The organism is Virgibacillus sp. LDC1, from assembly GCF_025792345.1.
Lineage (GTDB): Bacteria > Bacillota > Bacilli > Paenibacillales > Paenibacillaceae > Paenibacillus_AQ > Paenibacillus_AQ lautus.
Map to the genome: position 1 here is coordinate 514,978 of NZ_JAOXLZ010000006.1, position 26,345 is coordinate 541,322.

Genomic DNA, 26,345 nt, shown 5'->3' on the forward strand with positions numbered 1-26,345 from the left:
CATATGGTGTACAAGACCATGGGACTTGGGGGAATGGGCATGCTGGAGGCGTCTGTCCAATCGGGACAGCTTGCGGCGATTCTGCTGATGGCGGTTGCACTCGGGCTAGACGCATTTTCGCTTGGAATCGGAGTTGGAATGAGAGGCGGTATGCGCTTAGGCCATATGCTGGGCATCAGTTTCATGATCGCGTTGTTTCACATGCTGATGCCGCTGCTGGGTTTATTTGCCGGCCGCTATGTAGGCATGTTACTGGGTCACGTCACAGGGCTTGCGGCCGGAGGGCTGCTGCTTCTGCTCGGCGGGCATATGATGTATAACGCCCTGCGGGGCGGAGAAGGACAGCGAATCCATCCTACCGCATTTTTAGGTATGCTGCTGTTTTCGCTTAGCGTCAGCATCGACTCCTTCTCGGTAGGCGTTTCGCTCGGGATGTTTGTGGATGATGTATTGTTGATCGTGATTTCCTTCGGGATCGTGGGCGGTTTGCTGTCCATTCTCGGCTTGCTGCTTGGCCGTCAGGTAAGCAACAAGCTGGGGGAGTACGGTGAAATGCTGGGCGGGCTGATTTTGGTCATCTTTGGCATGATGTTTATCTTTTGACGTTATATTTGTTACAATAACCCCAAAGAACCTACGAACGGGAGGAATGGGACCGTGAAAAATATACTGTTTGTCTGCACGGGAAATACCTGCCGCAGTCCGATGGCTGAAGGCATGCTGCGCAAGCTTGCCAAACAACGGGGCGTCCCGCTGGAAACGAAGTCCGCCGGTGTCTCGGCCGTGGATGGAATGCCGGTGTCCCATCATGCGGAATCCATACTGCGAGACCAGGATATCCAAGAACGCTTGGTGTCCAAACCATTGACCGCGAACCTGGTGGAGTGGGCAGACCTGATTCTGACGCTGACCCAGTCGCATAAGCAGTATGCGATAAGGCAGTTCCCGCATGCTGCAGACAAGATGCACACTCTGAAAGAGTTTGTTGAGGATGACCGCCGGGTGCTGGATGATCTGCGGGAACAGGATAGTCTGTATGCAGCGCTTGAGCTGGCCAGATCTCTGGGCCGCGATGTCAGCGACCGTGACCGGGAGCGTCTGATTGAGCTGCGACAGCGTATCCCGAGCTTCGATATCTCCGATCCTTTTGGAGGCTCGCGGGAGGAATATGAAGCGACGGCTGCAGAGATTCGGACGGCGTTGTTTCGTCTCTTGGACAAGCTGGAAGCGGATCAGCATAAATAGGGTCGGCTTAGACGGAATCGAAGAGTACATCCGTGCTCAAATGGCTAAAAAAGCCGCTTGCCTTTCACAAGGTATTGCTTTAAGATGAAGGTGAAAAACAAAAGATCCGGTGTAACTGGCGACGAAGTGGATGAAACCACGATGGAGCATCGGAATATACGGCCGGTCGCCTGGGCAAAGAGCATTTGGAGCACAATACGTGCGCCGACTGCTCTTTTTTCGTCTTTTGCGTGGAGTTTGGGTTATAATGAAACAAGCTAAAACGCAAAAGCGAACATACGAGGGGGTTTTTCATAGATGAAAATTGCATTGGGTACGGATCATGCCGGCATTCGTCTGAAAGAGGAAATCGTGGAAGTCATTCGGGGTCTTGGACACGAGGTGGAGGATCTGGGCTGCGGCTGTTCCGATTCCGTGGATTATCCCGATTATGCCCTACCGGTGTGCGAGAAGGTCGTCTCGGGTGAAGCGGATCGCGGCATTCTAATCTGCGGCACGGGCATCGGCATGAGCATTGCGGCCAACAAGGTGCCGGGTATTCGCTGCGCGCTGACCCATGATGTGTTCTCAGCCAAAGCGACTCGCGAGCATAACGACAGTAACGTGATTGCGCTGGGTGAGCGTGTCGTCGGTCCCGGACTTGCCGCCGAAATCGTCAGCGCATGGCTGACAACGGATTTCAGTCATGGCGAGCGCCATGTCGGCCGCGTGAACAAGATCAAGGCCATCGAGGAGCGTTACCTGAAGAATGAATCGCGATAGGTGAACGCGCGCGTAAAGCAGCTGCGGCTATCGTGATAGGGGAATGAAGCATCTTCTGTGAAAAAATCATCGGGAGGACTGTGACATGACGGATATCTCCAAGGTTTCCTTGAACGAACAGACAGCGCGTATTGTCCGCGAACTGGCCGAAGCGGCCGTCTTAGGCCCTGGTAAAGTGCTGGTCATCGGAGCCAGTACCAGTGAAGTGGTCGGACGACGGATCGGTACAGGAGGCGCTTTAGAAACGGCTCAGCAGCTCCTTCAGGGCATTGCCGAGGTTCAAACGGAATTCGGTTTTGCTGTGGCCTATCAATGCTGTGAGCATCTGAACCGTGCGCTTGTCATGGAACGCGAGCTGCTTGAGCGGCTGGGCTTGACGGAAGTGGCGGCTGTTCCCATTCCGGGAGCGGGCGGGTCGATGGCTTCCGCAGCTTACCGCAGCATGAAGGAGCCTTGCCTTGCGGAATCGATTGAAGCCCATGCGGGTGTCGATATCGGCGAGACGCTGATCGGCATGCATTTGCGGAGAGTGGCGGTTCCGTTCAGGCCGAGCGAGCGTTATATCGGAGAGGCGCGCGTAACCGCGGCTTATACCCGCCCGAAGCTGATTGGCGGAGAACGCGCGGTGTACCGGCTTGAGCAGAGGGATGATTCCACGCTGTGCGATTGATTCGAATGAGAACTCGCTTTTTTAATGATGACAACTTGTAGTTTTGAATTTGCAAGAAAAAATAATGATTGATTATGGGAGGATATGAACATGATGGAACATTTGCGGAAGAGTGACCCGGCTGTATTGGAAGCGATGGATTTGGAGCTGAAGCGTCAACGCAGCAACATTGAACTGATTGCCTCTGAGAATATTGTCAGCGAAGCGGTTATGGAAGCCATGGGGACCGTTCTGACGAATAAATATGCGGAAGGCTACCCTGGCAAACGCTATTACGGTGGCTGTGAGCGTGTGGATATCGTGGAAGATATCGCCCGTGACCGTGCCAAAGAACTGTTCGGAGCCGAGCATGCCAACGTTCAGCCGCACTCCGGTGCCCAAGCGAACATGGCGGTATATTTGGCAGCCCTGAAACCTGGAGATACCGTGCTCGGCATGAACCTGGCCCATGGCGGCCATTTGACTCACGGAAGCCCGGTTAACGCTTCCGGCCTTCTGTACAATTTCGTTGCCTACGGCGTGCAAGAAGACACGTTCCTTATCGATTACGACGAAGTCCGCAAAGCGGCATTCAAGCATCGCCCTCGCCTGATCGTGGCGGGTGCAAGTGCATACCCTCGCATCATTGATTTTGAAAAGCTTGCTGCCATCGCGAACGATGTTGGTGCGTTGTTTATGGTCGATATGGCCCATATTGCAGGTCTCGTTGCGGCAGGACTTCATCCGAATCCGGTTCCGCATGCCCATTTTGTAACGACAACGACGCATAAGACGCTTCGCGGACCTCGAGGCGGTATGATTTTGTGCAAAAAAGCTTGGGCGCAAGCGATCGATAAAGCGGTATTCCCCGGCTCCCAAGGCGGCCCACTCATGCATGTCATTGCTTCCAAGGCCGTTGCGCTTGGCGAAGCATTGGATCCGTCCTTCAAGACGTATGCAGAGAACGTCGTAAAGAACGCGAAAGTGCTGGCCGATACCCTGATCGAGGAAGGTCTGAACATCGTATCCGGCGGAACCGATAACCACCTGATGCTTGTGGACACCCGTAATCTGGACATCACCGGTAAAGACGCGGAGAAAGTTCTGGACTCCATCGGCATTACCGTGAACAAGAATGCCATCCCGTTTGATCCGACCAGCCCGTTCGTCACCAGCGGTATCCGTATCGGTACCCCTGCGGTTACTTCCCGGGGTATGGATGAGCAAGCGATGGTGACCATCGCGAAAATTATAGCCATGACATTGAAGCAGCCGAAAGACGAGGCAACGCTTGAAAAAGCAGGCCGTTTGGTGGCTGAGCTTACAGATCAATATCCTCTCTATGCTGAAATGAAATATTAATCACAGTTTCCTTTGCATAAGAAGCCTATGATAAGAGGACCCCGCCTGATGCAGGTGGGGTCCTTTTAGGAGCTATAAACATTCTGGCCAGATTGCTATGCTCTCATTTTCCCAGTCAGGTTGCTTCCCGGTTAGCATCAATATAGGCGAGAATGGAAAACCTAGGTTCAGGGCAGAAGAAGATCCGGTTCGATTATAAGGTCAAAAACTCATGGAATAAAACATGACCCGTGCAGGTGTCAATTGACTAGAGGGAATGATATAATAGACAGGATTTATGGAGCTCACAAATATTTACGCCCATATTGAAATAACATTTGTACTCAAACCGGAGGGACCAGACATGGGAAAATTGGTGATTTGTGATCACCCGTTGATTCAACACAAACTTACATTTATCCGCGATATGCGGACTAACACAAAAGACTTTCGCGAATTGGTAGACGAAGTCGCGACTTTGATGGCTTATGAAATTACGCGGGAGGTTCCTCTTGAATCGATATCCGTGCAGACGCCGGTAGCTGAAACCCAAGGAAAAGTCATTTCCGGCCGCATGCTCGGCTTGGTACCGATCCTGCGCGCCGGTCTAGGCATGCTGGACGGAGTTGTTAAGTTGCTTCCTGCTGCAAAAGTAGGGCATGTCGGATTGTTTCGTGACCCCGAAACGCTTCAGCCTGTTGAATATTATACAAAGCTTCCAACCGATGTTACGGAACGGGAATTGATCGTCATCGATCCGATGCTCGCGACAGGCGGGTCCGCCATCGCTGCGATCGACGTGCTGAAGAAACGCGGCTGTACCCAGATCAAGATGATGAACCTCGTGGCTGCACCGGAAGGTGTGAAGGCTGTCCATGATGCCCATCCTGACGTGGACATCTATGTTGCTGCTCTCGATGAGGGTCTTAACGACCATGGTTACATCGTACCGGGCCTTGGTGATGCAGGGGATCGGTTGTACGGCACGAAATAGAGCCAAGCCAGTCATTCGTACGTCTTGAATATTTGAAAACAAGCAAAGAGGGGTATTTTCAAACATGTCAAAAGTGAAAGTGATGACTATATTTGGGGTCCGCCCCGAAGCGATCAAGATGGCGCCGCTTATTCTGGAGCTTCAACGTCACCCCGAGCATATTGAGTCGGTCGTTTGTGTTACTGCGCAGCATCGGCAAATGCTGGATCAGGTGCTGGATGTATTCAAGATTGTTCCGGACTATGACCTGGATGTCATGAAGGACCGTCAGACGCTCAACGAGATCACCGTCCGCGTTCTGGAGGGTCTTGAGCCTGTTCTGCGTGAAGCCAAGCCGGATATCGTATTGGTGCACGGCGACACGCTGACAACGTTCCTGGCCAGCTATGCAGCCTTTCTGCAGCAGATTCAGGTCGGCCATGTAGAGGCGGGTCTGCGGACATGGAACAAGCTGAACCCTTATCCGGAGGAGATGAACCGTCAGCTGACCGGCGTGCTTGCTGATCTTCACTTTGCGCCGACGAACTGGTCCGCCGAGAATCTCCGCAAGGAGAACAAGCCGGAATCCCGCATTTATGTAACGGGTAATACGGCTACGGACGTGTTCCAGTACACGGTGCGTGAAGGTTATACCCATCCGGTTCTGGATTGGGCGCAGGGCAAACGCTTGATCCTGATGACGGCACACCGCCGCGAATCCCAAGGGGAGCCGCATCGTCAAATATTTGAAGCGGTAAAGCGCATTGCCGATGAATTTGAGGATATCGCCATTGTGTATCCTGTGCATCCGAGCCCTGCCGTTAAAGAGCCGGCTCATCGCATTTTGGGAGATCACCCGCGCATCAAGCTGATTGATCCGCTGGATGTCGTGGACATGAACAATATCTACACCCATACGCATTTCATCATTACGGATTCCGGCGGCATGCAAGAGGAAGCTCCGTCGTTCGGTGTGCCGACGCTGGTGCTTCGGGATACGACGGAACGTCCGGAGGGCATTGAGGCCGGTACCCTGGAGCTGGTAGGCACCCAGGAGGAGAACGTGTATGAACGCATTAAGGTTCTGCTGACCGATCAGGAGCTCTACGAAAAGATGAGCAAAGCTGCTAATCCGTATGGCGATGGACAAGCCTCACAGCGAATTGTCAATGCGATTTTGCACCATTTCGGCATCCGAAAAGAGCGTCCTGAAGAATTTCACAGAATGTTCACAAAGGTATAGTTTACCGTATTCTGATGGGCAAGGAGACAGCATACAGTTGAACTGTACGGTTACCGCGGCGTTTTGCGCAATTTAGACTGCTCAAAACGCCGATTTTACACGGTAAATCCATCAAATCGATTCATTGACAAACTCTTGTTATATTCAGTAAAATGAGTTGGGATTAGAGGTTCATATGAAAAATCCGAAAAGTCAAGATAACCCTTGGTTGATAGCGCTATACATTAGCGGGGCTGGCGGTTTGCTAGCCGCTTACATTCTCATCGGTTTTTTTACCGGGCGATGGCTCATGAATCATTTGGACGGGCCCAGAGTGTGGCTTGCCATTGGTACGCTTTCGGGGCTCTTTGTAGGGATTTTGAATATCGCTCTTCTCATTAAAAAGTTTTTGGGGGCGCAGGCGTGAATGATTTGACTTCCATTGTGAACGCTGTATTTAGAGTATCCTTACTCTTATTGTCTGCCTTGTTTCTCGGATGGGCTCTCTATCCGGAATTCCGCCCGGTTTTTATGGGGTTGATCATGGGCATGGCGGCGGGATTGTTTAATGTACGCTTCCTCTCCATGAAAGTGCAGCAGCTGGCGCAATTGGCTGTCGATCCGGAACCGAAAAAGTACAACTTCGGCTTCATTACGAGATTGTGCATCGGGCTTCTGATTGCTATCTTCGCCGTAAAACTCGAGCAGGTATCCTTCGGCGGTGCAATCGCCGGTCTGTTCATACCCCAATTGTTGACCATTCCTGTCAGCATTGTGTTCAGTTTGAGAAACAATCATTGATCAGCGCTAACTTGGAAAGGGGTGAAAACAATTTTATGCATGATTCACCGATTATCAAACTTGGCGGATTGAATATTGATCTTTCAGCGATATTAATGCTTCTTGTCACCTGTGTGGTGGTGTTCGTATTATGTCGACTGGCGGTACGTAATCTATCTGTCGAAAACCCTTCCAAACTGCAAAACTTCATGGAATGGGTAGTGGAATTTGTGCAAGGCGTCGTAGCGAGTGCGATGGATCTGAAGAAAGGGAAAGCTTACATATCATTGGGGCTTACTCTGATCCTGTTCATCTTTGTAGCGAACTTGCTGGGCCTGCCGTTCTCAATTATCACCGACTTACCGGAGAACTTCGAAGTCTTTGGCCAGCCAATCCTGGCTACGCTCGGACTTGAACATGGCCACTATGCTCACGTATTGTGGTGGAAGTCGCCAACAGCGGACATTTCCGTTACGGCCGGTCTTGCGATCGTTGTGTTCGTGCTCATGAACTACCTGGGCTTGAAGCTGAATCGCAAGCATTACCTGAAGCATTACATCGAACCGTTCCCGATCTTCTTGCCGCTCAATATCATTGAGAACCTGGCAAAACCTATCGCTCTGGCAATCCGGCTTTATGCCAACATTTTTGCCGGTGAGGTACTGATCACGGTGATTCTGAAAACCGGCTTCTGGGGCATTCCATTTATGGCCGCATGGCAAGGTTTCAGTATCTTCATTGGTGCATTGCAGGCGTTTATCTTTACGATTTTGACAATGGTATACATCTCGCAAACGACGATTCACGAAGAGCATTGATCAACTCGGACGAATCCGCCGTAACAGCGGTGTTTTTCGAAAGAGATATTTTCTATAGTTTCACCAAATTTCAATTTTGAAACAATTTAAGGAGGATATTTAACAATGGAATTTTTGGCAGCAGCTATTGCAGTAGGTCTGGGCGCCCTTGGCGCAGGTTTGGGTAACGGTATGATCGTAAGCAGAACAGTTGAGTCTATCGCTCGTCAACCAGAAGCACGTGGTCAATTGCAAACAACGATGTTTATCGGTGTTGGTATCGTAGAGGTTATTCCTTTGGCGGCTACTGTTATCGCGTTCTTGATCATGTTCTCTTAATAACAATACAACGGTTTGGCGGGGAGGGCCGATGCCATCCGCGCCTTCGTTTTGTTAGGCACCGCACTTCGTGTTGATGGAAAGGAGTGACCTCAATGACAATTCTATGGGAAAATATGGTAATTACTATTCTTGCGTTTCTTATTCTTTACTTTTTGCTTCAGAAGTTTGCGTTCAGCAAATTGTTCGGCATCATGGAGCAGCGTCGTGAGCTGGTGATGAGCCAGATGAACGAAGCGGCACAGACCCGTCAGCAGGCAACTGCTTATGTAGAAGAGCAGAAGAAGGCACTGGAGCAAGCGCGTCAAGATGCTCACGAAATCATCGAGCGTTCCAGACAAACTAGCAACAAACAAGCAGAGCAAATTATGGAACAAGCTAAGGAAGAGGCGGTTCGCCTGAAATCCGAGGCGGTTCGTGATATCGAGAATGAGAAGAAGAAAGCTGTCGAAGAGCTTCGCAACGAAATCGGCAGTGTTTCCGTGAAAATCGCTACCAAGCTGATTGAACGGGAAGTAAAGAATGATAAAGCTCAAGAAGAACTGGTGGATCAATACCTTAAAGAGGTAGGAGGCAGACCATGAGCCAAAATACAGTAGCAGCCAAGCGGTATGCGCGGGCGCTGTTCGAAGTGGCGGCTCAGCAGCAGAAGGGTCTGGAAGTGGAAGAGGAATTGCGCGCTGTTGTGCATGCCATTGAAGGCGATGCCGACATTCAGAAATTCATCTCCACGCCGAATGTTCCCCAGTCCGTGAAGATGAACGTAATCAGCCAGGCGTTGGCAGGGAAGGTATCGCAGCCTGTATTGAACACGATCGAATTGCTTCTCGACAGAGGGCGTGCAGAAATGTTCGCTGAACTGCTGAACAGTTATGTGAAGATACAAGGTGCGAGCTTAGGATTGGCGGACGCCACTGTGTACTCCACCTACCCGCTTAGCGATCAGGAAAAAGAACAGGTAGCTTCGGAATTCGGGCAGTTAGCCCATCAGAAGATCCGAGTGACCAATGTTGTGGACGAGAGTTTGCTCGGCGGCCTGAAAGTCGTCATTGGCGACAAGCTTTATGACGGAAGCCTTGCCGGGAAGCTGGAACGTCTTGAAAAGTCTTTTAATAGACGAGCATAGTAGATAGGGGTGAAAACGTTGAGTATCAGACCTGAAGAAATCAGTACTTTAATCAAAAGTCAAATTGAAGAATATAAATCCGATATCACTGTCTCTGAAGTAGGTACGGTAATTCAAGTAAGTGACGGTATTGCTCGCGTGTACGGCCTGGAGAACGCGATGTCCGGGGAACTTTTGGAGTTCCAGAACGGCGTGTTCGGTCTGGCGCTGAACCTTGAGGAGAGCAATGTCGGTGTCGTTATCCTGGGACCTTACTCCGAAATCAAGGAAGGCGATCAGGTTAAGCGTACAGGACGTATCATGGAGGTTCCTGTAGGTGAAGCTCTGCTTGGACGCGTTGTCAATCCGCTGGGTCAACCGCTTGACGGAAAAGGCCCGATCGAAGCGACAGCCTATCGTCCGGTTGAGAGCAGCGCACCAGGCGTTATCGACCGTAAATCCGTTCATGAGCCTATGCAGACAGGTATTAAAGCGATTGACGCGATGGTACCTATCGGCCGCGGACAGCGCGAGTTGATCATCGGTGACCGCCAAACGGGTAAAACCACCGTTGCGATCGATACGATCCTGAACCAAAAGGGCAGCGGCGTTAAATGTATCTATGTAGCCATTGGCCAAAAGCAATCCACTGTAGCACAGGTTGTTGAAACGCTTCGCCGTCATGGCGCACTGGAGTATACGATTGTTGTTACGGCTTCGGCTTCTGAGCCGGCTCCACTGCAGTACATCGCTCCATACGCAGGCTGCGCAATGGGTGAGTACTTCATGTACAAAGGCGAGCATGCACTCATCATCTATGATGACTTGTCGAAACAAGCGGCAGCATACCGTGAGTTGTCCTTGCTCCTCCGTCGTCCTCCGGGTCGGGAAGCATATCCGGGTGACGTATTCTACCTGCACTCCCGTTTGCTGGAACGTGCAGCGAAGCTCAACGATGAGCTTGGTGGTGGATCATTAACCGCGCTGCCATTTATTGAAACACAGGCTTCTGACGTCTCTGCATACATTCCAACCAACGTAATTTCGATTACGGATGGACAGATCTTCCTGGAGTCTGAGTTGTTCTACTCCGGTCAACGTCCAGCGATTAACGTCGGTATTTCGGTATCCCGTGTCGGTGGTTCCGCGCAGATTAAAGCGATGAAGAAGGTTGCGGGCGGCATGAAGCTGGATCTTGCGCAATATCGTGAGCTCCAGGCGTTCTCCCAGTTCGGATCCGATCTGGACAAATCAACCTTGGCTCGTTTGAACCGTGGTGCAAGATTGATGGAAATCCTGAAACAGGGTGTAAACCAGCCGTTGTCCGTTGAACAACAAGTGGTTAGCTTGTACGCAGCCGTTAAAGGATATATCGATGATATCGAGGTTGCTGACGTGCGTCGTTTCGAGAGCGAGTTCCTCACGTTTATTGAAAGCAATAAACCGGAAATTCTTCAATCCATTACGGATACGAAGGATTTGACGTCCGACAACGAAAACGCATTGAAAGCGGCAATCGATCAATTTAAGAAGGGCTTTGCCGCTTCGGTTTAAGCTCCTCAGGTAAGTAATAGGAGGGGAGCCGGGGTAAGCCCGGCATCCTCTTTCATCATATGGAATGTAGCTTTGGCTGTGACCAAAGTGGTTTTTACAAAAGGTACGGCTTTGGTCCTAGCCAAAGCTTAGTCTACGCGTACGAAGTTGGCTTTGGCTTCGCCAAAGCTTTAAGGTGGTGAAAACATGGCAAGAGGATTACGTGATATTAAGCGGCAGATCAAGAGTGTTCAGAACACGAGGCAGATCACCAAGGCGATGGAAATGGTTGCTGCCGCCAAGCTGAGAAGAGCTCAAGAGAAGGCAACCTCCGCGCTTCCATACTCCGAGAAGCTGAAAGAAGTGGTTGGCAGCATTGCTGCTGGAACCAAGGGAATCAGCCACCCGATGCTGGAGAAGCGTGAAGTGAAGAAAACCGGTTATCTGGTGATCACTTCAGACCGCGGTCTTGCTGGTGCATCAAACTCCAATATTTTGCGAAAAGTATCGAATTTTATCGCAGAACGCCATCAGTCCAAGGACGAGTATTGCCTGTTTGTGATCGGACGTAAAGGTCGGGATTATTTCCGCCGTCGTGGACTTCCGGTTGTTGAGGAGCTCACCGATTTATCCGATAGTCCGACCTATGCAGATATTAAGACCATCGCTAACGCGGCGGTTCATCAATATGAGCTGGGTCAGATTGATGAGTTATACGTGTGCTATAACCAATTCGTGAATGCCTTGACTCAGCTCCAGGAGATCTCCAAGCTTCTGCCGATGGAGAACATTGGTAGCGCCGAGAACCTGACGGGTTATGAGTATGAACCGTCTCCTGAAGGCGTGCTTGAGGTTTTGCTTCCGAAATATGCGGAAACATTGATTTTCAGTGCGATGCTGAATGCGAAGGCAAGTGAACTGGGTGCGAAGATGACTGCAATGGGAGCTGCAACGAAGAATGCAAGCAAGATGATCAACGAGTTGAACCTTACTTACAACCGTGCTCGTCAGGCTGCCATTACGCAGGAAATTTCCGAGATTGTGGGCGGAGCAAACGCTCAGCAATAATGCACGCTTCGAATTCTTAACTTAGTATTTTAACGGATATGCGGCCATGTCATGAATAGCCGCTTTTACGATCATCGTTCACCGCTAGAGGTGAGCGGGTAGGAGGGAAAACGAATCAATGAAAAAAGGACGCGTTGTCAGCATTACAGGTGCTGTAGTTGACATTGAATTTGAGCGCGGTCATCTTCCCGAGATTTTTAATGCTGTCAAGATTGAAGCAACGCTGGAAGGCGGCCGCTCGGTTGATTTGACTTTGGAAGTATCCAATCATTTGGGTGATAATCTGGTTCGTTGTATCGCAATGTCGTCCACGGACGGTCTCATTCGCGGTATCGAAGCTGTGGATTTGGGCAGACCGATCACGGTTCCTGTAGGTTCCGCTACACTCGGCCGCGTATTTAACGTATTGGGTGAGCCGATCGATAATGCAGGTGCCGTAGTATCCGAAATTAATAACCCGATCCATCGTGAAGCTCCTGCATACGATGAGCTTTCCACACAAGCAGAAATGCTTGAAACGGGTATTAAAGTCATCGACTTGCTTGCTCCATACCAAAAAGGCGGTAAGATCGGTCTCTTTGGTGGTGCCGGCGTAGGTAAAACCGTTGCGATCCAGGAATTGATCAACAACATTGCCCAAGAACACGGTGGTATTTCCGTATTCGCCGGCGTAGGTGAGCGTACTCGTGAAGGTAATGACCTTTACCACGAGATGAGCGATTCCGGTGTTATCAACAAAACCGCAATGGTATTCGGTCAAATGAACGAGCCTCCGGGTGCCCGTCTTCGCGTAGCGTTGACCGGTTTGACGATGGCGGAGTATTTCCGCGATCAAGAAGGCAAAGACGTTCTTCTCTTTATCGATAACATCTTCCGCTTTACTCAAGCGGGTTCCGAAGTATCCGCCCTTCTGGGCCGTATGCCTTCCGCGGTAGGTTACCAGCCAACGCTGGCATCCGAAATGGGACGCTTGCAAGAGCGGATTACCTCTACCAAAAAAGGTTCTGTTACATCCATCCAGGCTATCTATGTACCGGCGGATGACTATACGGATCCGGCTCCGGCTACAACGTTTGCTCACTTGGATGCAACGACGAACCTGGAGCGTAAAATTTCCGAGATGGGTATCTATCCTGCGGTAGATCCGCTGGCATCCAGTTCCCGTATCTTGGCTCCGGAAATCGTTGGTGAAGAGCACTATAATGTTGCTCAAGGCGTTAAGAAAATTTTGGCTCGTTATAACGAGCTTCAAGATATCATTGCGATTCTCGGTATGGATGAGCTGAGCGAGGAAGATAAAGCGATTGTTGGACGTGCCCGTCGTGTTCAACGTTTCCTTTCCCAAGCTTTCCACGTTGCTGAGCAGTTCAACGGCATCCCGGGTAAATATGTACCGGTTAAAGAAACCGTACGCAGCTTTAAAGAGATTTTGGAAGGCAAGCACGACCACCTTCCGGAAGCGGCTTTCCTGTTCGTAGGTACGATTGAAGAGGCAGTTGAAAAAGCAAAAACATTGTAAGCTGACGCTCCGTGATCGGCAGACCGGCACAGTACACTGTGTGAAACTGTGAGGTCTGCTGCGCGAGTTTTCTGCGGAAAACGGTGAGGAGGGATGGAAGTGAGCACCATTTTGTTGGAAATCGTGACGCCGGACCGCCTGGTCTATTCAGAGCAGGTGAACAGTGTTACAGTGCGTGGGGTCGAGGGAGAACTGGGCATTTTGCCTGGTCATATTTCCTTTGTTACGCCGCTTCAGATAGCGCCAGTTTATGTGAAGATCGGCAACCAGAGAACCCCGTTTGCGGTACAAGGCGGTTTCGTCGAAGTCCGCAAAGATAAAATTGTCATCCTGGCGGAAAGCGCAGAGAAAGCGGAAGAAATCGATCTGGAGCGTGCGGAAGCCGCGAAGGAAAGAGCTGAAACTCGCCTCAATGCGAAGGGAAGACAAGATGAAGTTGACCATCGTCGCGCGGAAATGGCTCTGCAAAGAGCGATGAACCGGATTAAAGTGACGCGGAACTAATCGTTTGAACCAAGACAGCTTGCTGCAATCTTGCAGCCAAGCTGTCTTTTTTCGTTTAGAGCATACGGGGATTTCTGCAAAACTGAACCATTTTGCTGCTCAATTGGAAGAAAAACTTCCTATAAATACATAAACGTGTTCTGTTTTCCGGTAAATTGTGTTAATTATTATGATTCTTTCATCTCGTTTTAGGGTCAGAATGGTAGAATCTTCTCTCTGTGATAGCTCTCTACATTGAGGTCTACGAAGCATTTTAGCAGGTCGCTACTCTATTAAATGTACGTTTATCGTATATCATCTAACTAGAACTTTAATAGATTCGCAGCATAACATATAGCATCTAAGAGAGAAGGGAGGTCATCCCTATGGCTATTCTACTCCCGGAACAAATCTTCACGCTGGCACCGGATGTCGGTAAATCGTATTACGAGAATCTGGCTGGCGGCGTGAATGCGTCCGTTACCGTTAATAACCTCTCGAATGCGCCTGTATCCTTGGTTATTACCCGTGTGAATGCACCTGTCGTAACTTATCTCATTCCAGCGGAAAACAGTCTTACGCTGTCTGTGGAGCGTTTGTTGGTTGCTGCTCTCCTGTCGGGTGCATTGCCGGTTTTTGGAACGATTCAAATAGTAACCTCGGACTTCTAAAATGAGGGGTTATAACGACCTGAATATGTTCAAAGCTTTACCCGGACCCTAACTTAGGGTCCGGTAATTTTTTGTAATATAATAAGTATAATAGGAGCATGGGAATGAAACTATAACCATTCCTGGCTTTTTATTGGTTCATAATTGTGCTAGGAACGGCAATTTAGACTTCTGCTAATGGCGTATTATTAATCATTTTCGAGCGATGTCGATAAATTTTATTATTTCCGAGGAAATGTCGTATAGAAAGTGCTGGATTCTTTGCCTCCAGCCAAGTATTATAGAAGAGTCGGTCCTGAACAGGACAGGATAATTTATGAAGGAGGAGGGAGTATGAACCAGGATTTATCTAATTCAATCAGTGCCGTCGGTGTTAACGGATTGTTGTCCATTGTCGTTTCGCTGATCTGTATCGCACTGGCTTGGTGGGCATTACAACAAGTAAAGCTGGATTTGGTTGTCCGTCATCCAAAAGGGCCGCAGGGAAAGCTGTTGCATTTGCTGCTGGCGGTGGTGCTTGGACGATTCGTGGCTGAATTCCTAATTGACTATATTACATGGAGTCAAATGATCCGATATATGTTTTAACGCGGGAATGAGCGTCATACATAACACACGGTGCTGCAGCTAGTAATAAAACATTTGTTGCATGATGGTTATGTGCTTGGCGATATTTTACTCGTCTGTTTTAATTGCAGCATGAATGGTTATATCTCTGTTAGGTTGCTTCAGAAGAAGATGTCGAATAAACGCATTTTATTATGTTAACACTTAAAATAAGAATTTGATCGGGCGGACGGTATGACTTCCGGACTATAATGTTCACCCGGTAATTGTTATGCATTGACAAGTGCTGGTCGGTCATGGTACCTTTCGTAGGTCCATACTGCGGATAACAGATGCTTCCTAAGGTGGCATCATGGATTTCTGATACCTGATGTAGACACCGAATCAGATGTCATAAATAGTTCGAAAATCGCTTGTTGAGCGGAAATCACTAATGTTAAGATGAAAGTTAGGGAATTAGCAACAACTAATCACTAACACACGCAATCAGGAAAATTATGGACGCGGAGGGAAACCATGATGAGCAAATTTATCGTCCGCGGTGGCAAAAGACTGACCGGAAGCGTCAAAGTCAGCGGAGCAAAAAATTCAGTTCTTCCGATCATCGCTGCCTCTCTACTAGGGGAAGTTGGGGAAAGTGTTATTATTGATGCGCCTCCTCTTGACGATGTAATTACAATCAGTAAAGTATTGGAGTCGCTTGGTGCAGGCATTACATATCAAGATGAAGTGATACGTGTGAATGCAGAGCACATAACGACATGTGAAGCGCCTTATGAATGGGTGCGGAAGATGCGGGCGTCTTTTCTGGTCATGGGACCTTTATTGGCACGTTGTGGACGAACCCGGATTTCGCTTCCCGGAGGATGTGCTATCGGCACAAGACCCATTGATCAACACCTAAAAGGATTTGAAGCTCTTGGGGCTGAGATTAGCCTCGGACAAGGATATATTGAAGCTAAAAGCAATGGCAGATTGCGTGGGGCGAAGGTCTATTTGGACGTTGCCAGCGTAGGTGCTACTGAAAATATTATGATGGCTGCTACTTTGGCTGAAGGGATTACGGTAATCGAAAATGCGGCGAAAGAGCCGGAAATTGTCGATTTAGCGAATTACCTGAATGCGATGGGTGCCAAAGTTCGCGGTGCGGGCACGGGTGTGATTCGTATCGAGGGCGTTGAGCAGATGCATGGCGTCAAGCATAACGTGATACCTGACCGGATTGAAGCAGGCACCTTTATGGCTGCGGCTGCGATCACGGGTGGGGATGTGTATGTGGAAGGAGCCATTGCAGATCACCTTGGACCGGTTATTTCCAAGATGGAAGAGATGGGGATTACCATTGAACCGGACGAGAATGGGATTCGCGTTATCGCTGACAAACCATTAAAGTCGGTTGATGTGAAAACTTTGCCTTATCCTGGATTCCCAACCGATATGCAGTCTCAAATGATGGCGCTTTTGCTGGTTTCCGAAGGTACAAGTGTTGTTACCGAAACGGTATTTGAAAACCGCTTTATGCATGTAGATGAATTCCAGCTCATGAATGCGGAGATCAAAGTTGAGGGACGTTCTGCTATCGTTACGGGCGGAGCTAAGCTTAAAGGCGCCAAAGTAACGGCAACGGATCTGCGTGCAGGTGCAGCCTTGATATTAGCCGGTCTCGTATCCGAGGGGACTACCGAAGTGGGCGGCGTACAGCATATTGATCGCGGCTATGTTCATTTAGCGGAAAAGCTATCTGGACTGGGCGCGGATATCTGGCGTATTTCAACGGAGGACCAGAGTTCGGAGAAGGCTTCGAAAAAAGCGGTAAGCGAAACAGAAGACGCAAAAGTTTTCAAAGTTCAACCTACCTGGGTGTAAACAGCACGATGAATCATGATGATTCAGGATAGACCACAATAGAATGTAGAGGAAGGGGCTTTGCCGATAAGGGCGAAGCTCCTTTTTTTGTATGTCATCATCATGGCGGCTATCCCTCATTCTCTCACGTTGAGATTCCGGATGACTAGGAGACTCTTTGCTAGCTTGCTTGCATTCAGCGTCAGCGTTTCTTCATCCATGTGACTTTTTCCTTTCTCTTAGAATAGTTCTATCAAAAGCCCGTATCTCATAAGTATAAGTAGAGCGTGATGGAGCATGAACAAGAGGCATATACCAGGGGAAAAGGCACAGGAGGGAAATGCAATGAAAGATTCAAAGGTTCGGGTGAATGTGAGTACTGCAGGGAAAAAACGAGCGGTCGATGCAAAAGATGTTCTGAATGAGGGAAATACTCAATCATACCAGGTGCCATCCGAAGGATCGGGCGCTCCCGTATTGAAGTGGGATTTTCCCGGTGAACTTGAGAAGAAAGTCGGATCGACTGAAGAACATAACCATGATTCGAAATCGGATAAAAAGGATATTCAGGAAGGGCCGCGCGGGCACCGCGGCCCGGGGAGGGCGCCGGACGCCTTCGGCGAGTCCGGCCACGGCCCGCGGGCGGCGCATACGCCACCGCCCGAACGCCCTGCTGGCGCGCCTGTGCATGGCGCCGCGCCAGCCCCCGGCGGGCCAGCGGCGATGCCGCAGGGCCCGCATCCCGCGGCCGAGCCGCAGCGCTTCGCGCAAGCGGCAACGGGCCGCGTGCCGCGCGGCGGCCGCACGTTCCGTGTGCGGCCTGCGCGCTGGGGGCGCCGCGGCTTTGCCGCGCGGCGCCCGGCCGCCGGCAGGCGGCGGGTGCGGGTGCACCCCGCCGTCTGGGCGGTGGCGGTGCTGCTGGCCTTGGCGCTCGCGCTGCCTCTGCTGGTGGTTGCCCCCGGCAACAACGCACCGGAGCCGCTGCCGCCCGGGCCGGCCCCGCTGCCTTCCGCCGAGCCGCAGGCGGCGGAAGAGCCCACGGTGTCCGTCTATGTAACCAAGACGGACACCGTGGAGGAGCTGCCACTGGAACAATACCTCGTCGGCGTCCTGGCCGCCGAGATGCCGGCCGAGTTCCAGCTGGAGGCGCTCAAGGCCCAGGCCATTGCGGCACGGACCTATATCGTGCAGCGGCTCGCGTCCGGGGACCGCAGCGGCGTGCCGGACGGCAAGGCCGTGGTGACCGACACGGTCAGTCACCAGGCATATATCGCCCAAGACGAACTGACGAAGGAATGGCAGCGGCTGGGGAAGGAAGCCGAGCTGGCGAAGCTTCAGCGGGCGGTAAAGGAAACGGCAGGTTTGGTAATGACGTATGAGGGTAAGCCGATTACGGCTTCTTTTTTCTCCACCAGTAACGGGTATACCGAAAATTCAGAGGATTATTGGAGGAACGAGATTCCCTACCTGCGCAGTGTGGAGAGTCCATGGGATAAACAAATTTCACCAAAGTACAAGACAACGATCACGATGCCCCGTTCGGAGTTCATAGGAAAACTGGCGCTGGCGGATGGAGCCGTACCGGTATCGGCAGGCGGGGATGGGGGGGCCTCTTTTTTGAAAGTACTCTCGTATACCCAAGGCCATCGCATTGAGAGCGTACGGGTCGGCGGCAAGAAGTTTACCGGTCGCGAGGTGAGAGAGAAGCTGGGGCTTCGATCCAGCCAATTCACCCTTCATATGAAAGACGGCGAGATTGAGATAACGACCTACGGCAACGGCCACGGCGTGGGCATGAGCCAATACGGAGCAGAAGGCATGGCCCGCGAAGGATATGAAGCGAAAGAGATTTTGGAGCACTATTATACGAATATTTCTTTTGACAAAACTTCAAATCTTCTCTCTTCAAAAAAATAATAGTGAGATAACGTATAAAAGAGTTGACCCCGGTAACAATGGTTACTGAGGTGATTGCAAATGAATGAACAGAACAAAAATAGTAAACCCCACGAAGAAACTCCTAAAACTGTGCAAGGAGATTCGGCGGTAACGTCATCTTCGTGGAAGAAAGCATTATCCAAACGGTGGGTGTTCCCGGCAGCATACTTAGCAGCAGCGGCAATTATACTAACCCTCGTGTGGGTCTACCAGGACGCCAGCCAAAAAACGCTGGAGCCACAAGGGGAAACAACGGTATCGGAATCGGTTCAAGGCTCTGAGAAGCCTGCTGCAACCGAAGGCAATGACGGAGAGGCTGTAGAAGTGACGGCCAATGCGCAATCGATGATCTGGCCGGTGGCGGACGACGTGGCAGTGAGCATCGTCAAACCTTACTTTGACGAGACGAACCCGGAAACGCATCAAGAGGCGATGGTGCAATATAACGACACCTTTACGCCGAATTTGGGAATCGACTTGGCCGCTGCGGATGACACGATGTTTGAAGTTCGTGCCGCACTGACAGGTAAAGTGACCCGTGTCGAGAATCATCCGGTTAACGGCAACGTTGTGGAAATTACATCGGGTGACACGAAAACCGTGTACCAAAGCTTGAACGAAGTGAAAGTGAAGGAAGGCGCTGAAGTGAAGCAGGGCGATTCCATCGCGACTGCAGGACGCAGTGAGCTTGAGAAGGATCTCGGCAACCACGTGCACTTCGAAGTGTACGAGGGCGGGAAACTGGTCAACCCTGTGAGCGTGCTTCCGCAAAAATAATTTCATTTCTTCGTAGTCATGCGCCCACCGCGCACTTGAAGAGGGCAGGATCTTATGATCCTGTCTTTTTTTTATTGCGGGTTTGGACGGCAAGTCCAACCCTTGCTGCGCCTTGTTTTTTGGACATTTTACACATATCCCTCACCGGCATGTCCAGAAAATAAATGGGTCCAAGTAAGCTTGTCAGCCCTTGAAACCGCGAATATCCCGTCACGCTCCTCATATAATGTACCAAACTATCCACACAGTAGGGAGGCGGGAGCGTGCACGATTACATCAAAGAGCGGACCATTAAGATCGGACGCTGTATCGTGGAAACGAGGCATACGGTTCGAACTATAGCCAAAGAATTTGGCGTGTCGAAGAGCACGGTGCATAAGGACTTAACCGAACGTCTGCCGGAGATCAACCCGGACCTGGCGGATCAGGTGAAGCACATTCTCGAATACCACAAATCCATCCGCCATCTGAGAGGCGGGGAAGCTACCAAGATCAAGTACAAAAAAACCGGCAGCAACCGCGAACCGGTGGCCACGGCGAAATCCTGATTTTTTAGGGCTTTGGTCGCTAGATTGACATTGAATCCCTCCCCTAAAGTATGATATGTTAAAAGCTGGTATAGGATCGAAATATGGGACCTGTTTTGCCGAAGATCATCATCGATTGCTAGATTATGTCGAAGAATGGTTCGGTACAGCGAACAGACTCTTTTACCATAAAATAACACTTTGGGGGCTTTTCATGATGTTGAGCAAGGATATTGGAATCGATCTCGGAACGGCGAACGTGCTCATTCACGTAAAGGGGAAGGGGGTAGTGTTAGACGAACCTTCCGTTGTCACTATTGAGACCGACACCAAACGAGTCCTTGCCGTCGGTGAGGAAGCACGGCGCATGGTCGGGCGTACTCCCGGCAACATTACGGCGATCCGCCCGCTGAGGGACGGGGTCATCGCCGACTTCGAAATTACGGAAGCCATGCTGAAGTACTTTATTGATCGCGTGGGCGCGCGCAGTTGGCACAGCCGGCCCCGAATCCTCATCTGTGCACCGACGAACATTACTTCGGTAGAGCAGAAGGCGATCCGGGAAGCGGCTGAGCGCAGCGGCGCAAGGGATGTGTTCCTGGAAGAAGAACCGAAGGCAGCGGCAATTGGCGCAGGGATGGATATTTTCCAACCGAGCGGTAACATGGTTGTGGACATCGGGGGCGGCACCACGGATGTGGCCGTCCTGTCCATGGGCGATGTTGTCACCGCTTCTTCGATTAAAATGGCAGGGGACAAGTTCGACGAAGCGATTACAAAGTACGTGAAGCAAAAATATAAATTACTGATCGGGGAACGGACGGCAGAAGATTTGAAGATGGCGATCGGAACGGTTCGTCCAGGTGGTAGACAAGCTGAGATGGATATTCGCGGACGTGATATGGTATCGGGACTGCCGTTTACCGTAACGGTGTCTTCCGCAGAAGTACAGGAAGCTCTATGGGATCCGGTGTCATCGATCGTACTCGCAGCCAAATCCGTATTGGAGCGGACGCCACCGGAGCTGTCGGCGGACATTATCGATCGCGGCGTCATCTTGACAGGCGGCGGCGCACTGCTTCATGGTTTGGACGAGCTGTTGACGGACGAGCTGCGGGTGCCGGTGCTTGTTGCGGAGGATCCGATGCACTGTGTGGTTAAGGGAACGGGAATTATGCTGGATAATTTGGACAAGGTCGTAAAGAAAAAGTTCTAACCTTCCGATATAGATGATAGGAACGTGATATTTGATTTTAAATCTGTATCCATACGATGCAGCTACATAAGTCTGCAGTATACAATGGTCAGGCTGAACAGCAGCGAAGAGGACGGAATTGTATTGGAAAAACGGAGTGGTCGCCTTTGATTTCGGATTTCAACATTTTGAGAAGTTCTAACGAGAAATCCGAAAACAACAGCGATTGGAAATACAATCCGTCAGCGAAGCGGCCATTCACGGATCTATTTTGGAAGGGAAGTGCCTTCATTGTTAAGAGGTCTATATACAGCGGCTTCAGGGATGATGACCCAGGAGCAGCGACATAATACGGTGACGCAGAACATTGCTAACGTCAACACGACAGGCTATAAGGCAACGAACAGCGTACAGCGTTCGTTCCCCGAAGTGCTTGTCTCCATGATCGGCGGCAATGATTCGACGAATGCGGGACGGAAGCTGGGCAAGTTCAACACCGGCGTTTACGCTGAGGAGAGTATATCGCTTTATACCGAAGGCGCGCTCCGGGAAACGGGCAAAACAACGGACTTTGCGCTGGTATCCTCTTTTACGGTACAGAATCCGGCAACGGGCCAACCTTATCCGTTTGATGCATCCGGCAGGTACGTGGATGAGAACGGCGAGGTGATTTACCGGCCGGAAGGATTTTTCACCGTTCAGAATGAGAATGGGGATGTTCGGTACACCCGTAACGGCAGCTTCCGGGTTAGCCCCGAAGGCAACCTGTTGAGCGAGAGCGGCTATCAGGTTCTGGATAACAATAACAGACCGATTGTATTGACAGGTCCGGCGAGTGACTTTACAGTGAATGAGCAAGGAGAAATCATGGACGCAGCTGGCAGAGGGACAGGCATCATCCTTGGAGTCAGCATCGTGAGCCAGCCTCATGGACTGATTCGTGAAGGTCATGGCGTGTTCCGTATGGCTGATCCGGACGGGGAAGTGCGGTTTATGGCACCCGGTGATAACGGAGTCATCCGTCAGGGATTTATTGAGGGGTCCAACGTGGATCCAACGCAATCGATGGTGGAATTGACCGCTGCGCTGCGCGCGTATGAAACGAACCAAAAAATCGTTCAGTATTACGACAGAACGCTGGAGAAGGCGGTCAATGAGATTGGCCGAGTCTAAGCTGTGTAAGTAAGTAGGTAGCAGCTGATGAAAATGTGAGCCCACGGGAGGTAAGTGATGAACAACTCGATGATTAGCGCCATGGTGTCGATGAATGCCCTCCAGCAGCGGTTGGATGTCATTGCGGACAATATAGCAAACGCCAATACGGCTGGTTATAAAAAAAAGGAGGCTTCCTTTGAAGATGTGCTGACGCAGGTTCAGCAGCATCACAAGGACTTCGACCGGACGGGCCGTGCGACACCGCTTGGCTATACACTCGGGTATGGCATGAGACTATCCTCCGTTGTGCAGAACATGGAGCAGGGAGCCATGAAGGAAACCGGAAATCCACTCGATCTGATGATTGATGGAGAAGCCATGTTTGCCGTTCAGGGAGATGGCGCGATTGGATATACCCGCGAAGGCGGATTTCATGTATCTCCGGATGCCCGTAATCCAGACAACCTGCTGCTGGTCAATTCACAAGGCTATCCAGTACTTGACGTGAACAATAATCCAATCTCGCTTCCGGCCAAAGGGAAAGTTGCCATTAACGAGAAGGGGCAGATTATCGTGGAGACCCCCACGGGTCGTACGGCTCCTTATGCAACTTTGAAGCTGGTCGAGCTTGAGCGTCCGGAGGGCTTGGTCGCTGTCGGCGATAACCTGTTTGTCGTAGGAAACGGCTTGACGGAAGGCGATGTGTTCGATTTGGCACCGGCGGCTCCGGGCGAGCCTCTTAAATCGAAGGTGCTTTCCGGATTTGTGGAACAATCGAATGTCAATTTGACCGATGAAATGACCAAAATGATGGAAGTACAGCGGGCCTACCAGCTGACGGCACGTGCGCTTAGTTCAAGCGATACCATGATGAACCTTGCCAACACAATGCGAGGGTAGGTGGGCATCATGAGTGAATCAAACGCCAAGAAACGTTCCAAGACATCCGGATGGAAAATCGCTGTCCGTATCATGATTCCTGTATTGCTCGTATTGGCATTATTCGGAGGCATGGTCTTCGGATATGTTGTCCTCGGCGATCAGGAGCTCAGTGAAGTGTTTGAATGGGGCACATGGAAGCATGTTTTTGATTTGATTTTCGCACCGTGACGAGAGGTCAGGGTGAACACAATGTCTTGTGATAAGATGCCAAACTCCCTTTAAGGGAGTTTTCTTTTTTTGGGGTTAAACGGTATAATGGGATGGGACTTGCGTATTAACTTTGTCATTTCATGACAATGGACGGATTTATGTAAAATAACCCCACAAAGTGGAGCCTATGCTGCGATGCTTATTCCAAATACTTTGCGGGGACCCCAAAAAACTTGTAAAAGGGCCCTCTCCTCGTACACAAGTGTCCGGTAGGAGAAAGCCCCTTATCTAAAACCTTCACTTCTGCAGCGGTGAAGGATATCCATCATTTTTTCCGCAGATCCTTCTTTTTATGCATAGGATCTGAAATTCGTTAAGAAAACCTCAAGAGAAAGCATGATACAGCCGTAAATAATACCTCCCGCGGCTTGAGAAAGCGGCACAGCGGCAGCAAATGGAATGAACACCCCTTTTCAAACGCTGTGCTTGGCGGGTACGTACATAAGGAGGATTTTAATACTATGTTGAACATCAAACAGATTCAAGAAATTATTCCCCATCGTCCCCCGTTTTTGCTGGTCGATAAGATTGTGGAGATTGAGGACGGCAAACGAGCGGTCGGCATCAAGAACGTGACGATCAATGAACCTTTTTTTGTCGGCCATTTCCCTGAATATGCCGTTATGCCGGGAGTCCTGATTGTAGAAGCTTTGGCGCAAGTCGGTGCTGTCGCGATTCTTAATGTAGAGAGCAACCGGGGAAAGCTCGGCTTTTTGGCGGGCATTGACGGTTTCCGTTTCCGTGGGCAAGTGGTACCGGGAGATACGCTGCGGCTGGAAGTCGAGATCATTCGCTTGAAGGGCATGATTGGAAAAGGGAAAGCAACCGCAACTGTGGATGGACGTGTTGTTGCCGAGGGAGAGATTATGTTTGCTCTCGCGGATAAGGAGTAATGATCAGACTATTCTTGTTTGGATGAGGAAGGGAGACTTTTTTTCATGTCAGAGATGAGTCAGAGAACAATCGATACGGTACAACGTTGGTTGAATGATCCTTATGTAGATGAGGAGACGAAACAGGAACTGCGTTCACTCGAGCACGACACCAAAGAGCTGGAGGAACGGTTTTATCGTGATCTGGAATTTGGAACGGGTGGTCTGCGCGGCGTTATTGGTGCAGGCAGCAACCGGATTAATAAATATACGGTAGGCCGCGCAACGCAAGGCTTTGCACAATATATTCTGGAGGCTCATGGCACCGCAGAGGGGAAGCCTTCTGTCGTTATTGCCCATGATTCCCGGCATTTCTCGCCGGAATTTGCGTTAGAGGCAGCTTTGGTTTTGGCCGGAAACGGGATTGTAGCGAAGCTTTATCCTTCCTTGCGTTCAACGCCGCAATTGTCATTCAGCGTTCGTCACTTGGGTGCTACCGGAGGGATTGTCATCACGGCAAGCCATAATCCGCCGGAATATAACGGTTATAAGGTGTACAACCGTGAAGGCGGCCAGTTGGTACCGGACGAAGCAGAGAATGTAATTGCCCGGATTCAGGAGGTGGATTCCTTCTCCGCGGTCAAGAGGCTGTCTCAGGCAGACGCAGAGGCTCAAGGCCTGCTGGTGTGGCTGGGCGAAGCGGAAGACCAGGCTTTTGCGGATACAGTGGCGAATGTCAGCGTGAATCGGAATCTTATCGCATCCAAGCTTGGCGAGGATATCCAAATCGTATTTACGCCTCTCCATGGGACAGGACAAGAACCCGTAGAGCGCGTGCTTAAGAGCATCGGTTTTAAGCATATTCATATCGTTCCGGAGCAAGCAGAGCCGGATGGAAACTTCTCCACCGTCAAATCTCCCAATCCGGAGGAGCGTGAAGCTTTCACGCTCGCGATGAAGCTTGGTGAGGAAGTAGGGGCTGACATTTTGATCGGGACGGATCCCGATGCGGATCGCATGGGGGCTGTTGTGAAGAACAGCCAGGGCGAATACGTCGTGCTGACAGGCAATCAATCCGGCGCGATTATGATCCACTATTTGCTGGGTCAATTGAAGGAAGCGGGCAAGCTGCCTAATAACGGTGCTGTCATCAAGACAATCGTCACAAGCGAGATGGGGGCGGCGATTGCCGAGCATTATGGTGCCACCGTGTTGAATACATTGACTGGCTTCAAGTACATTGGTGAGAAAATGACCCAGTTCGAGGAGTCCGGCAGCCATACGTATCTGTTTGGTTATGAGGAGAGCTACGGCTATTTGGCAGGCAATTATGCGCGCGATAAGGATGCCGTGCTTGCCTCGATGCTGATATGCGAAGCCGCCGCCTATTATAAAGGACAAGGCAAGACGCTGTACGATGTGCTGCAAGAGCTGTACGAGCAGTTCGGTTATTTCCTCGAGACGCTGGAGTCCCGGACGCTCAAGGGCAAGGATGGCGTCGCCCAGATTCAAGCGAAGATGTCCGATTGGCGCGACAATCCACCTGGGGAAGTCGGAGGCGTGTCGGTTAAGCAGGTGCTTGATTATGCGGAAGGCCTGGACGGATTGCCAAAGGAAAATGTGTTGAAGTATTTGCTTGAAGACGGATCTTGGTTCTGCCTGAGACCTTCCGGTACCGAACCGAAGATCAAAGTGTATTTTGCCGTACGCGGTGAATCTCTCGCCGATGCAAAGGCCAAAATTCAATCGCTCTCGGATCAAGTCATGGCCCGGGTAGACGCTTAAACATAGATACATTTAATGAGAGAAGAGAACGAAGGGAATTTACGA

General features: G+C 50.6%; 29 protein-coding genes and 1 riboswitch. All 29 genes read left to right on the plus strand.

What is annotated here, in order from left to right; translation table 11 throughout:
- Positions 1 to 39 precede the first annotated feature (39 nt).
- The 29 genes from OHJ21_RS30135 to OHJ21_RS30275 all read left to right on the plus strand — a co-directional run bounded on the left by OHJ21_RS30135 (position 40) and on the right by OHJ21_RS30275 (position 26,300).
- Positions 40 to 603, plus strand: coding sequence for a manganese efflux pump MntP (locus OHJ21_RS30135; RefSeq protein ID WP_100540965.1), 564 nt, complete (start codon positions 40 to 42; stop codon positions 601 to 603).
- Positions 604 to 657: 54 nt separating this feature from the next.
- Positions 658 to 1,245 (plus strand): low molecular weight protein arginine phosphatase, encoded by a 588-nt coding sequence (locus OHJ21_RS30140; protein WP_100540964.1) that lies wholly within the window; start codon positions 658 to 660, stop codon positions 1,243 to 1,245.
- Positions 1,246 to 1,346: 101 nt separating this feature from the next.
- Positions 1,347 to 1,428, plus strand: a riboswitch (ZMP/ZTP riboswitch).
- 114 nt (positions 1,429 to 1,542) lie between these two features.
- On the plus strand, positions 1,543 to 2,007 hold the full coding sequence (rpiB, locus tag OHJ21_RS30145; RefSeq protein ID WP_071218862.1) for a ribose 5-phosphate isomerase B: 465 nt from the start codon (positions 1,543 to 1,545) through the stop codon (positions 2,005 to 2,007).
- An 85-nt stretch (positions 2,008 to 2,092) separates the two neighbouring features.
- Positions 2,093 to 2,677 carry a TIGR01440 family protein gene (locus OHJ21_RS30150; protein ID WP_100540963.1) on the plus strand — a complete coding sequence of 195 codons (585 nt, stop codon included), beginning with the start codon at positions 2,093 to 2,095 and terminating at the stop codon, positions 2,675 to 2,677.
- Positions 2,678 to 2,767: 90 nt separating this feature from the next.
- A complete protein-coding gene (locus tag OHJ21_RS30155; protein ID WP_071218864.1) occupies positions 2,768 to 4,018 on the plus strand; it encodes a serine hydroxymethyltransferase in 1,251 nt (416 codons plus the stop codon).
- Positions 4,019 to 4,361: 343 nt separating this feature from the next.
- Entirely contained in the window at positions 4,362 to 4,991 is a 630-nt protein-coding gene (gene upp / locus OHJ21_RS30160) for a uracil phosphoribosyltransferase (RefSeq protein WP_006213103.1), read from the plus strand.
- 64 nt (positions 4,992 to 5,055) lie between these two features.
- Positions 5,056 to 6,213, plus strand: a complete 1,158-nt coding sequence (gene wecB / locus OHJ21_RS30165; protein ID WP_100540962.1) for a non-hydrolyzing UDP-N-acetylglucosamine 2-epimerase — start codon at positions 5,056 to 5,058, stop codon at positions 6,211 to 6,213.
- A 175-nt stretch (positions 6,214 to 6,388) separates the two neighbouring features.
- Positions 6,389 to 6,619, plus strand: a complete 231-nt coding sequence (locus OHJ21_RS30170; RefSeq protein WP_076323976.1) for an AtpZ/AtpI family protein — start codon at positions 6,389 to 6,391, stop codon at positions 6,617 to 6,619.
- Positions 6,616 to 6,993 (plus strand): ATP synthase subunit I, encoded by a 378-nt coding sequence (locus tag OHJ21_RS30175; protein ID WP_100540961.1) that lies wholly within the window; start codon positions 6,616 to 6,618, stop codon positions 6,991 to 6,993. Before OHJ21_RS30170 ends, OHJ21_RS30175 begins: the two co-directional genes overlap by 4 nt.
- A gap of 35 nt (positions 6,994 to 7,028) precedes the next feature.
- Positions 7,029 to 7,790 (plus strand): F0F1 ATP synthase subunit A, encoded by a 762-nt coding sequence (gene atpB / locus OHJ21_RS30180; RefSeq protein ID WP_100540960.1) that lies wholly within the window; start codon positions 7,029 to 7,031, stop codon positions 7,788 to 7,790.
- Between the two features lie 105 nt (positions 7,791 to 7,895).
- A complete protein-coding gene (gene atpE / locus OHJ21_RS30185; protein WP_007128780.1) occupies positions 7,896 to 8,108 on the plus strand; it encodes a F0F1 ATP synthase subunit C in 213 nt (70 codons plus the stop codon).
- A gap of 95 nt (positions 8,109 to 8,203) precedes the next feature.
- Positions 8,204 to 8,692, plus strand: a complete 489-nt coding sequence (atpF, locus tag OHJ21_RS30190) for a F0F1 ATP synthase subunit B (RefSeq protein ID WP_100540959.1) — start codon at positions 8,204 to 8,206, stop codon at positions 8,690 to 8,692.
- Positions 8,689 to 9,234: a F0F1 ATP synthase subunit delta gene (locus OHJ21_RS30195; RefSeq protein ID WP_100540958.1), complete on the plus strand. Its 546-nt coding sequence runs from the start codon at positions 8,689 to 8,691 to the stop codon at positions 9,232 to 9,234. The genes atpF and OHJ21_RS30195 overlap by 4 nt, the downstream gene beginning before the upstream one ends.
- A gap of 18 nt (positions 9,235 to 9,252) precedes the next feature.
- A complete protein-coding gene (gene atpA / locus OHJ21_RS30200; protein WP_100540957.1) occupies positions 9,253 to 10,767 on the plus strand; it encodes a F0F1 ATP synthase subunit alpha in 1,515 nt (504 codons plus the stop codon).
- 186 nt (positions 10,768 to 10,953) lie between these two features.
- Entirely contained in the window at positions 10,954 to 11,814 is an 861-nt protein-coding gene (gene atpG / locus OHJ21_RS30205) for an ATP synthase F1 subunit gamma (RefSeq protein ID WP_100540956.1), read from the plus strand.
- A gap of 118 nt (positions 11,815 to 11,932) precedes the next feature.
- Complete coding sequence (gene atpD / locus OHJ21_RS30210) at positions 11,933 to 13,333, plus strand: F0F1 ATP synthase subunit beta (RefSeq protein ID WP_100540955.1); 1,401 nt, start codon at positions 11,933 to 11,935, stop codon at positions 13,331 to 13,333.
- A 99-nt stretch (positions 13,334 to 13,432) separates the two neighbouring features.
- Positions 13,433 to 13,837, plus strand: coding sequence for a F0F1 ATP synthase subunit epsilon (locus OHJ21_RS30215; RefSeq protein ID WP_100540954.1), 405 nt, complete (start codon positions 13,433 to 13,435; stop codon positions 13,835 to 13,837).
- A 365-nt stretch (positions 13,838 to 14,202) separates the two neighbouring features.
- On the plus strand, positions 14,203 to 14,487 hold the full coding sequence (locus tag OHJ21_RS30220; protein WP_100540953.1) for a hypothetical protein: 285 nt from the start codon (positions 14,203 to 14,205) through the stop codon (positions 14,485 to 14,487).
- A 333-nt stretch (positions 14,488 to 14,820) separates the two neighbouring features.
- A complete protein-coding gene (locus tag OHJ21_RS30225) occupies positions 14,821 to 15,075 on the plus strand; it encodes a DUF1146 family protein (RefSeq protein ID WP_100540952.1) in 255 nt (84 codons plus the stop codon).
- Positions 15,076 to 15,573: 498 nt separating this feature from the next.
- Positions 15,574 to 16,920, plus strand: coding sequence for a UDP-N-acetylglucosamine 1-carboxyvinyltransferase (gene murA, locus OHJ21_RS30230; protein WP_165789777.1), 1,347 nt, complete (start codon positions 15,574 to 15,576; stop codon positions 16,918 to 16,920).
- Positions 16,921 to 17,823: 903 nt separating this feature from the next.
- Entirely contained in the window at positions 17,824 to 18,816 is a 993-nt protein-coding gene (gene spoIID / locus OHJ21_RS30235) for a stage II sporulation protein D (protein WP_207797552.1), read from the plus strand.
- A gap of 60 nt (positions 18,817 to 18,876) precedes the next feature.
- Positions 18,877 to 19,614 carry a M23 family metallopeptidase gene (locus OHJ21_RS30240; RefSeq protein ID WP_100540950.1) on the plus strand — a complete coding sequence of 246 codons (738 nt, stop codon included), beginning with the start codon at positions 18,877 to 18,879 and terminating at the stop codon, positions 19,612 to 19,614.
- A gap of 263 nt (positions 19,615 to 19,877) precedes the next feature.
- The gene (gene spoIIID, locus OHJ21_RS30245) at positions 19,878 to 20,162 is read left to right on the plus strand and encodes a sporulation transcriptional regulator SpoIIID (RefSeq protein ID WP_009594246.1); all 285 of its coding nucleotides are present in this window, start codon (positions 19,878 to 19,880) and stop codon (positions 20,160 to 20,162) included.
- Positions 20,163 to 20,358: 196 nt separating this feature from the next.
- The gene (gene mreB, locus OHJ21_RS30250) at positions 20,359 to 21,357 is read left to right on the plus strand and encodes a rod shape-determining protein (protein WP_100541351.1); all 999 of its coding nucleotides are present in this window, start codon (positions 20,359 to 20,361) and stop codon (positions 21,355 to 21,357) included.
- Between the two features lie 270 nt (positions 21,358 to 21,627).
- On the plus strand, positions 21,628 to 22,509 hold the full coding sequence (locus OHJ21_RS30255; RefSeq protein ID WP_100540949.1) for a flagellar hook-basal body protein: 882 nt from the start codon (positions 21,628 to 21,630) through the stop codon (positions 22,507 to 22,509).
- 57 nt (positions 22,510 to 22,566) lie between these two features.
- Positions 22,567 to 23,391 carry a flagellar hook-basal body protein gene (locus OHJ21_RS30260; protein WP_100540948.1) on the plus strand — a complete coding sequence of 275 codons (825 nt, stop codon included), beginning with the start codon at positions 22,567 to 22,569 and terminating at the stop codon, positions 23,389 to 23,391.
- Positions 23,392 to 23,400: 9 nt separating this feature from the next.
- Complete coding sequence (locus tag OHJ21_RS30265; protein ID WP_009594210.1) at positions 23,401 to 23,601, plus strand: DNA-directed RNA polymerase subunit beta; 201 nt, start codon at positions 23,401 to 23,403, stop codon at positions 23,599 to 23,601.
- A gap of 503 nt (positions 23,602 to 24,104) precedes the next feature.
- Positions 24,105 to 24,536, plus strand: a complete 432-nt coding sequence (gene fabZ / locus OHJ21_RS30270) for a 3-hydroxyacyl-ACP dehydratase FabZ (protein WP_007133270.1) — start codon at positions 24,105 to 24,107, stop codon at positions 24,534 to 24,536.
- Between the two features lie 45 nt (positions 24,537 to 24,581).
- On the plus strand, positions 24,582 to 26,300 hold the full coding sequence (locus OHJ21_RS30275; RefSeq protein ID WP_100540947.1) for a phospho-sugar mutase: 1,719 nt from the start codon (positions 24,582 to 24,584) through the stop codon (positions 26,298 to 26,300).
- Positions 26,301 to 26,345: the final 45 nt, after the last annotated feature.

Excerpts from the sequence above, each read along its gene's own strand:
- OHJ21_RS30135 (WP_100540965.1), top strand. The coding sequence starts at position 40 with ATGCTGGAGGCGTCTGTCCAATCGGGACAGCTTGCGGCGATTCTGCTG.
- rpiB (WP_071218862.1), top strand. The coding sequence starts at position 1,543 with ATGAAAATTGCATTGGGTACGGATCATGCCGGCATTCGTCTGAAAGAG.
- OHJ21_RS30150 (WP_100540963.1), top strand. The coding sequence starts at position 2,093 with ATGACGGATATCTCCAAGGTTTCCTTGAACGAACAGACAGCGCGTATT.
- OHJ21_RS30155 (WP_071218864.1), top strand. The coding sequence starts at position 2,768 with ATGATGGAACATTTGCGGAAGAGTGACCCGGCTGTATTGGAAGCGATG.
- upp (WP_006213103.1), top strand. The coding sequence starts at position 4,362 with ATGGGAAAATTGGTGATTTGTGATCACCCGTTGATTCAACACAAACTT.
- wecB (WP_100540962.1), top strand. The coding sequence starts at position 5,056 with ATGTCAAAAGTGAAAGTGATGACTATATTTGGGGTCCGCCCCGAAGCG.
- OHJ21_RS30170 (WP_076323976.1), top strand. The coding sequence starts at position 6,389 with ATGAAAAATCCGAAAAGTCAAGATAACCCTTGGTTGATAGCGCTATAC.
- atpB (WP_100540960.1), top strand. The coding sequence starts at position 7,029 with ATGCATGATTCACCGATTATCAAACTTGGCGGATTGAATATTGATCTT.
- atpE (WP_007128780.1), top strand. The coding sequence starts at position 7,896 with ATGGAATTTTTGGCAGCAGCTATTGCAGTAGGTCTGGGCGCCCTTGGC.
- atpF (WP_100540959.1), top strand. The coding sequence starts at position 8,204 with ATGACAATTCTATGGGAAAATATGGTAATTACTATTCTTGCGTTTCTT.
- OHJ21_RS30195 (WP_100540958.1), top strand. The coding sequence starts at position 8,689 with ATGAGCCAAAATACAGTAGCAGCCAAGCGGTATGCGCGGGCGCTGTTC.
- atpG (WP_100540956.1), top strand. The coding sequence starts at position 10,954 with ATGGCAAGAGGATTACGTGATATTAAGCGGCAGATCAAGAGTGTTCAG.
- atpD (WP_100540955.1), top strand. The coding sequence starts at position 11,933 with ATGAAAAAAGGACGCGTTGTCAGCATTACAGGTGCTGTAGTTGACATT.
- OHJ21_RS30220 (WP_100540953.1), top strand. The coding sequence starts at position 14,203 with ATGGCTATTCTACTCCCGGAACAAATCTTCACGCTGGCACCGGATGTC.
- OHJ21_RS30225 (WP_100540952.1), top strand. The coding sequence starts at position 14,821 with ATGAACCAGGATTTATCTAATTCAATCAGTGCCGTCGGTGTTAACGGA.
- murA (WP_165789777.1), top strand. The coding sequence starts at position 15,574 with ATGAGCAAATTTATCGTCCGCGGTGGCAAAAGACTGACCGGAAGCGTC.
- OHJ21_RS30240 (WP_100540950.1), top strand. The coding sequence starts at position 18,877 with ATGAATGAACAGAACAAAAATAGTAAACCCCACGAAGAAACTCCTAAA.
- mreB (WP_100541351.1), top strand. The coding sequence starts at position 20,359 with ATGTTGAGCAAGGATATTGGAATCGATCTCGGAACGGCGAACGTGCTC.
- OHJ21_RS30260 (WP_100540948.1), top strand. The coding sequence starts at position 22,567 with ATGAACAACTCGATGATTAGCGCCATGGTGTCGATGAATGCCCTCCAG.
- OHJ21_RS30265 (WP_009594210.1), top strand. The coding sequence starts at position 23,401 with ATGAGTGAATCAAACGCCAAGAAACGTTCCAAGACATCCGGATGGAAA.
- fabZ (WP_007133270.1), top strand. The coding sequence starts at position 24,105 with ATGTTGAACATCAAACAGATTCAAGAAATTATTCCCCATCGTCCCCCG.
- OHJ21_RS30275 (WP_100540947.1), top strand. The coding sequence starts at position 24,582 with ATGTCAGAGATGAGTCAGAGAACAATCGATACGGTACAACGTTGGTTG.